Raw genomic sequence first — 9,813 nt, forward strand, 5'->3', positions numbered from 1 at the left:
GCCGAAAAAGCACCGCTTTTTCGGCGAAAGACTATTTTGCAAAGGCCTTCAGAAGAGGTAGCTGAAGCCAGTGCTGACGTAGATCGGGTAGAGCTTGGTCGTCAGAGCGGTGAAGGAGCCGGGGAAGATGGGGGTGAAGGAGGCCCTCAACTCACCATAGACGAGGAAGTGGCGGTAGGCGCGCCAGCTGCCACCCACCTGCATGCCTGCCTCGAAGCGGTTCAGCTCGTCGGAGAAGTCGTAGGTCGCCTGCTTGTCGGCGGGGAAGTCGACCCGCTCACCGATGGGCGATCCCATGCGGAAGTGCCCGTCGGTGACGTGCCCGGTGAAGCTGCCGTCGAAGCGGTAGCCGGCGTAGAGACCCGCCTGCACCTTGCCATAGTCATTGATCTTATAGGCGGCGCTGATGGGGAGGACGATGGAGGCGGCGGCGTAGTTGCTCTCGACATAGCCGGTCCAGTTGCCCGACACCTCGGCCCCTCCACCGAGGAGGAGCGAGGTGTGGTAGTTCTTTACCCGGGCACCGGTGACCATGCCCTTCTGCTCCATACGGAGTCCCATCACCAGTCCCCAGTGGGGGTCAAACCACTTGGTCGCCTGACCCTCGACGTGGACGTTGAGCTTGGGATTGTACTTCTCCACACCACGGATCTCCCGGGGCATGGGGATGGGGGCGGTGCCGCCCATGGAGAGTCCGGCACGGAGCTCAAAATTCCACCCATGGCGCAGGGCGGCGAGGATATTTTTGTCACGAGTCTCCTGCGCAGTGGCAGTGAGTGAGAGGAGGCAGAGTAGAGATAGTAAGATTTGTTTCATGATGCGGTACGGCTTATTCGTAGTAAACATCGATCTCATCGACAAGCAGGGTGCTGCCTATGGCACCCTCAAACTTTGCCCCCTCTTTGCTGGAGGTCATCACGATGGTGAGCTTGTAGCGCCCGTCCTTCAGCTTGGCGGGGTCGATGCTCTTGCCCTCCGCCGGCTCAAAGGGAAGCTGAAAGTGGATCCACTCGTCGCTCTCCTTGGGATCCTTGAGCTGAGCGGTGAGGACGATATTGGGCGAGGTGAGGACATTGCCTCCGTCGAGGTAGGGGGTCTTCTTGTCAGTCTCGAAGAAGACGGCATAGATCGCCGGAAGATCCTTCTTTCCCTCAATCTCCTTGGAGTCCTTGTCGGTCAGTTTGTCGCCCGACTTGTACTTGTAGTACCCGGTCAGCATCAGTGGCTTGCGGGTCTCTCTCTCACCAAAGAGAGTAGCCTTCTCCGGACCACCCTGAATAGCGGCAAAGGGATTAAACTTGCCGAGGAAGAGCGTCCCGGCAGCCTTAGGAGAGCCAAATCTCTTCCCCATAGCACCGGTGGAGAGGGTGCGAAGTTGTACACAGTGTCCCTTATAGCCCCCCTCAGACTGCGTCATAGGATAGATCAGGGGGTCCTTCGGATCCAATCTCAGTCCATCGCCCTGTGACACGAAGACATAACCGGCATTGGGCGACTGCCAGGGTGTTGTCTCTGAGTAGACAAACTCATGGTATTGACAGACATTATCCTTATGCAGGCTCACCGTCTCGAAGTCAAAGTGTCCCGGGGCGGGGCGAGAGGAGGCGATGGTGACGGTGTACTCCTTCGTCCACTGCTTATCCTCCGAGGTGACGGTGTAGGTGACTGGTCGGGTAAAGTCTTGCTTGCTGCCGCTCGCCGGGGAGATGGTGGCGCCGGGGGTGAGGGTGAAGCTCAGTGCCACGGCGGTGCGGTCGACCCACGGCTCCGCCTCGATCTTGATGGCGGTATTGGTGATGAGGGGCTTCTCCCTCGGGGTGATCCCCTCCACCTCAACGGAGAGGATGTCTGCCTCCGCATTGGGCGCCTCGGGGCGGATGCAGGAGTCGAGCCCGACGAGCAGGAGAGTAAGAAGGCTGATCATCGGGATCAGCAGGTGCTTTGACTTGCTCATGTTCATATCTGTTTGCTTGAAAAAGGACTGCAAAGATAAGGGAAAAACAGATACTCAGAGCCGGCGCTTGACGACCGCACAGGGCTGACGTTTTTGGATTTGCCCGAGGTCTCCCGGGTAATAAGACGAGCACGCCTGTCGGGGTGCTCTCCCTGCCGACCTCCTTAGGGTCATCGGACAGGAGTGCAGGTGAAGACCGCTACATAGGCGACTCTCCCGCATCCGAAGGATGCACGCTCCATAGGCATCGGTCGAGGCACGAAGTGCCGATGACCGATGTATAAACGTACATATCATCCCTCGACCCCATGCGGGTCGCCGGCATTGGAGATGTGTGCTCGGCGACCCACAAGGGGTCGAGGTGGTAGGCTGGGGCTCTGTACATCGGTCACCGCTTCGCGGATGACCGATGCCTTTGGAGCGAGCACCCCTGTCGGGGTGCATCGTTCACCACTCTTCACAATGAGTGGATAGGCTTCTGTACCGCTCAAATGCGTCACCCCTGGACGTCAGCCCTGTACCGGTATGAATTTGCCTTGCTGGGGTAGACTAATTTGATAATTGGAGACCTTTGCATAATACCCCATCTGTGGCGTCACATTCGAGATTCGGGCTTGGTCATGTGCGTAAGCACACTCCCTTCGCCCTCACTCTCAGTCCCTTGCATCTGGGGCATTCTCCAATTAAGACCATTTTAAAATGGTCTTAATTGGAGAAAAGGAGAGATAAAATACTCACTTCTGAGTATGTCCGGCGAGGGAAAGAGTTCCTACCTTTGCACGAAGATCTGACCATGCAGTATATAGAGACATACCGACAATTGTCAGGAAGAGCTGAGCAGCTCAAGAGGCTGTTTATCGGCCTCTTCCTCATCGTCGTACTTGCCTCGCAGCTGATGATGGTAGGGATCCATATCGACTCCCCGTCACACCAGGCACACGTAGCCTCTCAGATGATGCAGGAGAGTGGATATGCGGATGTCGGCTCTCTCTGCGTCCTGCAGCTAATGGAGAGCACCATGTACGAGGATCTGGTCGAGATCCCCTACGTGGCAAGAGTCGAGGGCTTCGTGCTTGCCCTTGCGATGACGGAGTGTGTCACTCCGCTGCTACCGCTCGCGGACCAACCCGCTCTCCGGGCTCCTCCGACTCGAGTGGCAGCGTAATCCCCTGCACTCACCTAACGCTCTCCTACGGGAGATCCATAGCCTTTAGCCCCTATCCTGATCTCGGGGTAGTAGTCACCGCCCACTTCTCTCTCGTAGAGGTGGACCATCGGGCATATCGCCCCACGACTCCTCGAGAGCTGCAACTAGCTCTCGATACACTCATAATATACGTAATACCATGACCAAGCATATCGGTCTCTCGCAGAGACCTAATACGCTGATGCTTCTCCTCATCCTCCTGCTGGCAGGGTGGGCATACAGCAGCCATGCGGAGGAGAAGGCCCGCAGGCTCACACTTTGCGTCCTCGATAGTGCGACCGGAGACCCGATCCCTGGTGCTATCGTACGCTCCGAGGAGGCACTCAGTGCCCAGCCCACCGATCTACAGGGACACTGTACCCTATCCTTCCCCATCACTAAAAAGCGGGTGACGCTCACCACCTCTTACCTCGGATACAAGAGTGACAGCCGCACGATCTCGCTCTCGGAGGTACGCGGAGTCCTGACGATCCGTCTCGAGGAGGATGCTACTCTGATCGACGAAGTGGTGGTCCAGGGAGATCTCCGGCAGACCAGTATCCTCCAGCAGACAATGAAGATCGATCCTAAGACGCTGGAGAGGTCAAGTACCCTCACCCTCGGACAGCTCCTGGAGACAGTACCAGGTGTAAGCACCATATCCAGTGGCAGCACGATCTCCAAGCCAGTGATCCAGGGCATGCACTCGGGACGTATCCTACTGCTCAACAATGGGGTGCGACTTGACAGTCAGAGCTGGGGCTCAGATCACGCTCCGGAGATCGACCATACTGGTGCTACTAATGTAGAGGTTGTGAAGGGTGCGGAGTCGGTTCGCTACGGCTATGGTGCCATAGGAGGAGTCGTACTCTTTAGTCAGGCGGAGCTCCCTTACGGATCCAAGAATCTTCGTGTCTCCGGCACGACTGACCTCGGGTATGACACCAATGCTCACGCCTACAGTGGCACCGGCAGCCTCGAGATGGGCTGGCGGAGTCTGGGGCTTCGTCTCCACGGACTCTACCGTCGGGGAGGGGACTACTCTACGGCGGAGTATATCCTTAATAACACCGGTTACACCAATATCAGTCTCTCGGCCCTTGCAGGCTGGAGCAATGGAGCGATCACAGCCACACTCTTCAGCAGTCTCTTCTACGCCCGTAATGGCATCTACTACGCCAGTCGAGTCTCCGACATAGACCAGTTACTAGCGCGCTTCCTTGCTGGACGTCCTGACGAGCGGTCACTTCGCCCCTTCTCCTACGAGGTGGAGCCTCCATTTCAGCAGTCACAGCACTTTATGCTCAAGGGCGAGGTAAAGTGGCAGGTGAGTGAGGCACACAAGCTCCGACTGATCCTCTCTCATCAGGATAATCTGAGGTGGGAGTTTGACAAGCGGACCAAGGCGGACTGGAGCCGGATCCCCATGCAGGACCTGATCCTCTCCACAGAGCGCAGTGACCTCTCCTGGGTCGCTCAGTGGGGTGGTCCCTTGGCACTGAAGACTGAGTCCGGTCTCTCAGGCACCTATCAGCGTAACTATAACTATCCGGGGACGAAGCAGCCCGCATTTATCCCCAATTATGCCGCTCTCACGCTGGGAGGATACATACTGCAGGACGCTACATTCTTTGAGCGACTGCGCTGCTCGGTCGGTATGAGATACGACTTTAGGGCAATGGATGTCAGTGGATACACTTCGCTAAGCAAGTATAGGTATTACTCGGACTTCAAGGTCTATAGTAACTTCACGGCCAGTCTGGCTCTGCACTATCAGATCAGTGATGAAGCTGATCTCAGAGGTAATATCGGCTGGTCCTGGAGACCCCCGGATATCAACGAGCTCTACGCCACAGGACTCGAGCATGGCACCTACTGGGTGGTGGGCAATCACCAGCTGACAGCAGAGCACGGCTACAAGTCTGTTTTTGGTGGACGGTGGCACAATCAGTGGCTGTCTGTGGAGCCCAGTCTCTTCTACCAGCATATCGACAACTATATTTATGATGCGATAGGCAAGGGGCTGGAGCGCTTCCATAATCATCCAAGCGGGAAGTATCCTCGATTTATCTACGGACAGGACGATGCCAGGCTCTATGGTGGTGACCTGACACTCTCTGCTATGCCGCTGCAGGGACTGACCCTGACGGGCAAGGGTGAGTGGATCCGCGGACGTAATGTGACCCGCTCCGAGTGGTTACCCTTTATGCCAAGCGACCGTTATGGTCTCTCATGCAGCTATGGCACTTCGCTTGGCTCGGATGACCAGTACCATACTTCCGTCTCTCTCTCGGCGATATACGTGACCAAGCAGAAGCACTTCAATCCTGAGAAGGACCTCGTCCCCGAGACTCCTCCCGCATACACGCTACTCAATGGCAGCGCAGAGTTTTCGATGGATCTACCAGGTGGACGTGAAGTGAAGCTGATGCTGATAGGGGACAATATCCTCAATACCCTGTATAAGGAGTACACAGACCGCTTTCGCTACTATGCCCATGCGAGAGGCGCCAATTTCTCGCTGCGCACGATTGTAAAATTCTGATACCACCCCTACCATGATAAAGACAAGACATATACTCATACTCCTTACTCTTTCGCTTCTCCTTATCGCCTGCTCGGACGATAAGGTGGACGCCCTGATGAAGAAGATAGTCGTAGCTCCGCCTGCCTATATTGAGCGAGATATCAAGGGACATGAGCAGATCTACTCCTGGCAGGTGATCCTACGCCTCGCTCGCAGGATGGGTACGACAGAGCTGTCAGGAGGATCGACGGTCGAGCTCTATAAAGCCTACGACCTAAGTCATAGAGAGACTCCGATCCCGGTCTACCAGGACATCACCTTCAGAAAGGATGAGAACGGCAATATCACCATCAGCTCTGATCGGAAAGCCTTTGAGGTGGTACGGTCAGACCGCTTTTGCTACGCCATGGAGATCCGCTACTTTGACGCCAACGGGATACTGATCAACCACCAATTCGCTCAGTACGACCCCAATGACCCGGACAACTCGACCCTATGCGTCCATCAGCATTTCTTCACTATCCGCCAAAACTCCCTTGATGGTGGGCAGCTGGTTTATCCAATGACTCTGGACAGCCTATACTACGACCGATTCCTCTTCGAGGGAGAGTCGCTCAGCCACGCAAGTCTCATCTCCGCCGGTGGTGTCTATACTCCTGAGGACTATACTGTCGGCTCGGGTATGCTCCGGTATGACCGGATGCTAGCAGAGATGGCGGTCGAGAATACGATGACCAGTCGTGCCACCCAGCCACTAACGCATGACGGACATAGGTATGTCCTCGCTGAGACAATTCAGACTCCTGATCTCAATCAGCGGGTCCCGGAACTCTTCTCCTACGAATACCGAGACACAGACCCCATCGAGGAGCAGCTCGGGGAACCTCTTGAAGAGAGTGATGACCTCGGACGCAACCGTGCCGGAGGCGTGGTCGTGCCACTCCGTCAGAAGCGTGAGTATGCCAGTCCTGGAGTGGATCAAGATCGACTGGGATTCAAGGGGCTGATCCGCTTCGGCATGGGAAACGTCTGCTTCCAGATGCGAGTCAGTATCTGCCACATACAGGATCGAGTACAGGTGCCTGCGGGATTAGTCTTAGGTAAGTATGCCAATACTGCCGCACCCGGAGGACTCTACGACCACTACGAACTGCAGTCCTCGTGGAATACCTTTGACATCGACTACCCTGTCCCCTTCATCGTCCTTGGAGATGTCGCTAATCGAGAGCAATGCCGCGCCTCCATCCTGAGGTATTATGCGGATCGGGGACGAAAGGTGGACGAGAGTGCTCTGGAGGAGATGCTCTGGGGCGATGATAGCTACTTTACCGGCATCCCCGGTATCACCTTCTGAGAGATTACCATGAGACGAATACAATACCCTATGAGACCTTTGCATAATACCCCATCTGCAGCGTCACATTCGAGATTCGGGCTTGGTCATGTGCGTAAGCACACTCCCTTCGCCCTCACTCTCAGTCCCTTGCATCTGGGGCATTCTGCAAAGTCCCTGCAGAAAAAGCGGTGCTTTTTCTGCGAAAGACCATTTTGCAAAGGTCTTCCTATATTACTCCTCACCGTCCTACTATCGCTTACCGGCTGCCAGAAGTTTATCTTTGGAGACATATCGGTTAGCTACGAGAATAATCCTCTCGAGCAGAAGAAGACACCCCGTACCGGTGCTGACCTCTATGAAGCCCCAAGGGTGACTACTCCTATAGCCAATCCTGATCCGGAGGGAGCGCTGAAAGACTGGGCCACATGCCTGGTTATGCTTAAAGAAGGGCACCCACACGGTGGTGGTAAGCTGCATGGTAACTTTGTCTACGACAAGGCGCCATGGCGACAGGAGGAGTTTGTGGTGATCCATAATACACCCTCCGGCCAGCCCTCCATCGAGGTGCTACGCTCCAGTACCGCCACCTATGCAGAGACGCTTCGAGGAGCTGAGGGGCCGGACTACCTCCGAATCATTGGGGGAAAGAGCAAGCTCTGGGGTCTCTGCCTCTACTTCTTCGACAAGGAGGGGAAGCGGATCAATGACCGTATCTACAAGATGTCCGACCGGTACCAGATATTCTATACCGTAAGTGATCTCGATAGCATCGGTAGGCCCTACGAAGTGATGGATGTGAGGTACAATGGAGATAAGGATCCCCAGACAGGGGCACCCATAGTGCGTCCCGTACCGTCGGAGTTCTTTTCCGACAAGGGGACCTTCGAGGCACGTGCCGCAGCCACTCCGGAGATATTCCGCTACATCTACCGCGACACCTGGACAGAGGAGGATATGTCGGATGGCGTGAGGGAGCTCTTCAATATCCGGCTCCTCCCTCCTCTCGGTCGTAACGACGATCGAGCCTCTGCGCCCTATGATCAGGACTGTGTTGGACTAAAGGGCCATTTCCTCTTTGAGTCGCAGGTCTCTGAGGGAGTCGATGCCCGGTACGCCGGTACTGATAAGGCATGGCCTATCACTCTGACGGATGGTCGTCCATACACACGATCGACCTACCTTCTGCCACAGTTTTTCCTCTCCATACGAGTAATGAAGTGTCCGGAGGGGAAGAAGGTGCGACGTCCCATGCCGACCAATAACGCTGGTGAACCTATGGGCTATAGTAAGCTGGTCTGTGATCCCTACTATGCTCCGGACATGTCATCAGGCTGGGAGGAAGTGACTCGCTTCAATATCCCGCTCAAGGTCTACACAAACGCCTACGACTCTGACCCCACACATACTGATCCTAACGAGCCCTACTACTTTCATCTCGGACTTGAGATAGGTCTTAGTCCCACAGAAGCCTATAAGGCGGTCAACAATCTGATCACTCATGGGAGCGGTGGGGCAGGTTACGGCGCATGGTTCCTATAACTCGAATAATTACTTTTCAAAACTCTATACAACATCTACTTATGAGATATTACACTACGCTCACGCTTCTCATCACCTGTATGGTGATTGGTCTCACCGGATGCCGCCGCGATGGCATCCCTACGGGTGGAGAAGGGAATACCACCGAGGAGAGCAAGCAGACAGACCTACGCATCCTGGAGGTATACTACGCCGGATCGGAGTACTCCCGAGTCGCCGAGGGAAAGAGGTACGACTCTGGGTACGATGATGATGCTTTCATCAAGATCTACAATCCTACCAAGGAAGTAAAGTATCTCGACGGGATGCTCATCGCCACAGGTAGCCTTGACCCCGCAGCCAATATAGAGGTCACGGCGACTGACGGCAGCTCCTCCGGGACAGCCGACTACTATCTCAAAAACTTCCTTGTAGGCTCGATGCTTCTCTTCCCCGGTAGCGGCACAGAGCATCCGGTCCAGCCCGGCACCGCAGTGATCATCGCTAAGAGGGCAATTGATCACAAGGCCGCTTTTGCCAAGTACCTGGAAAAGAACGATGAAGATTTAAAGACCTATGACCTCTCCAAGCTGCTCGACCTCCATCAGGCTAAATATAGCTGGACTGAGGGCTCTGGTGAGATCTGGGTGCATGAGGTCTTCAATGCCGGCGGCATTGGGTCCTCGGAGGAAGCCGCCAACGCCTGGGACCCTGAGGAGATGAACGACTTCTCCATTTCCGAGAAGACCGCTCTTGCTCTGATACGCCCCACTGTCGAGATCAATAAGATCAAAGAGGCATTCCTGCAGGAGTGCAAGCTCCCCGCATCAGACCGGGAGAAGGCGGTCTACTACAGAGATATCTACTTCAAGTCGACCCACCACTCCAGCCGCAAGGTCGGACTCCTCTTACCTAATGATCAAGTGATCGATGCAGTCGTCATCTGCCCAATGAAGGAGAAGAAGATGCAGATACTCAACCTCTCCCTCGACAAGGGCTTCCATGGTGTACAGCAGTCCTCCGGAGATACGAGGTCTACGTATGCCGGTAAGTCGATCGTCAGGAAGTGGGATGGCAAGGGCTTTGTCGATGAGAACAACTCAACGAGTGACTTCGAGGTAAAGCCGGTTAATCCTACCACCACTATCATACGCGACTGATCATCCCGACCAGGAGCAAAAGGAAAGCCCCCCTGCAGAGCCTGGACTCTGCAAGGGGGCTTTCCTTTTGCTCTCATTGGCGATCGCTCCTATCTAATACCGAGACCTTTGCATAATACCCCATCTGTGGCG

Annotated in this window: 7 protein-coding genes; 5 read left to right on the forward strand and 2 right to left on the reverse strand. The window is 55.3% G+C overall.

From position 1 onward, the window contains the following. Positions 1-48: 48 nt before the first annotated feature. Both HMPREF2890_RS00125 and HMPREF2890_RS00130 read right to left on the reverse strand, forming a co-directional pair. Entirely contained in the window at positions 49-816 is a 768-nt protein-coding gene (locus tag HMPREF2890_RS00125; protein WP_070463981.1) for a porin family protein, read from the reverse strand. Between the two features lie 13 nt (positions 817-829). Then, entirely contained in the window at positions 830-1,954 is a 1,125-nt protein-coding gene (locus tag HMPREF2890_RS00130) for a PCMD domain-containing protein (RefSeq protein WP_070463984.1), read from the reverse strand. 820 nt (positions 1,955-2,774) lie between these two features. On the opposite strand from HMPREF2890_RS00130, the gene HMPREF2890_RS00135 reads away from it, so the two are divergent. The 5 genes from HMPREF2890_RS00135 (at position 2,775) to HMPREF2890_RS00155 (ending at position 9,681) form a co-directional block, all read left to right on the forward strand. Next, complete coding sequence (locus HMPREF2890_RS00135; protein ID WP_148130626.1) at positions 2,775-3,119, forward strand: hypothetical protein; 345 nt, start codon at positions 2,775-2,777, stop codon at positions 3,117-3,119. A gap of 181 nt (positions 3,120-3,300) precedes the next feature. Next, on the forward strand, positions 3,301-5,685 hold the full coding sequence (locus HMPREF2890_RS00140) for a TonB-dependent receptor (RefSeq protein WP_148130627.1): 2,385 nt from the start codon (positions 3,301-3,303) through the stop codon (positions 5,683-5,685). 13 nt (positions 5,686-5,698) lie between these two features. After that, the gene (locus HMPREF2890_RS00145) at positions 5,699-7,021 is read left to right on the forward strand and encodes a hypothetical protein (RefSeq protein ID WP_070463844.1); all 1,323 of its coding nucleotides are present in this window, start codon (positions 5,699-5,701) and stop codon (positions 7,019-7,021) included. Positions 7,022-7,438: 417 nt separating this feature from the next. After that, complete coding sequence (locus HMPREF2890_RS00150) at positions 7,439-8,542, forward strand: hypothetical protein (RefSeq protein ID WP_246825198.1); 1,104 nt, start codon at positions 7,439-7,441, stop codon at positions 8,540-8,542. A 41-nt stretch (positions 8,543-8,583) separates the two neighbouring features. Beyond that, a complete protein-coding gene (locus HMPREF2890_RS00155; protein ID WP_168160380.1) occupies positions 8,584-9,681 on the forward strand; it encodes a DUF4876 domain-containing protein in 1,098 nt (365 codons plus the stop codon). The last annotated feature ends 132 nt before the right edge of the window (positions 9,682-9,813 follow it).

This window comes from Porphyromonas sp. HMSC065F10, assembly GCF_001808555.1.
In the GTDB taxonomy this organism is placed as follows: Bacteria; Bacteroidota; Bacteroidia; order Bacteroidales; family Porphyromonadaceae; genus Porphyromonas_A.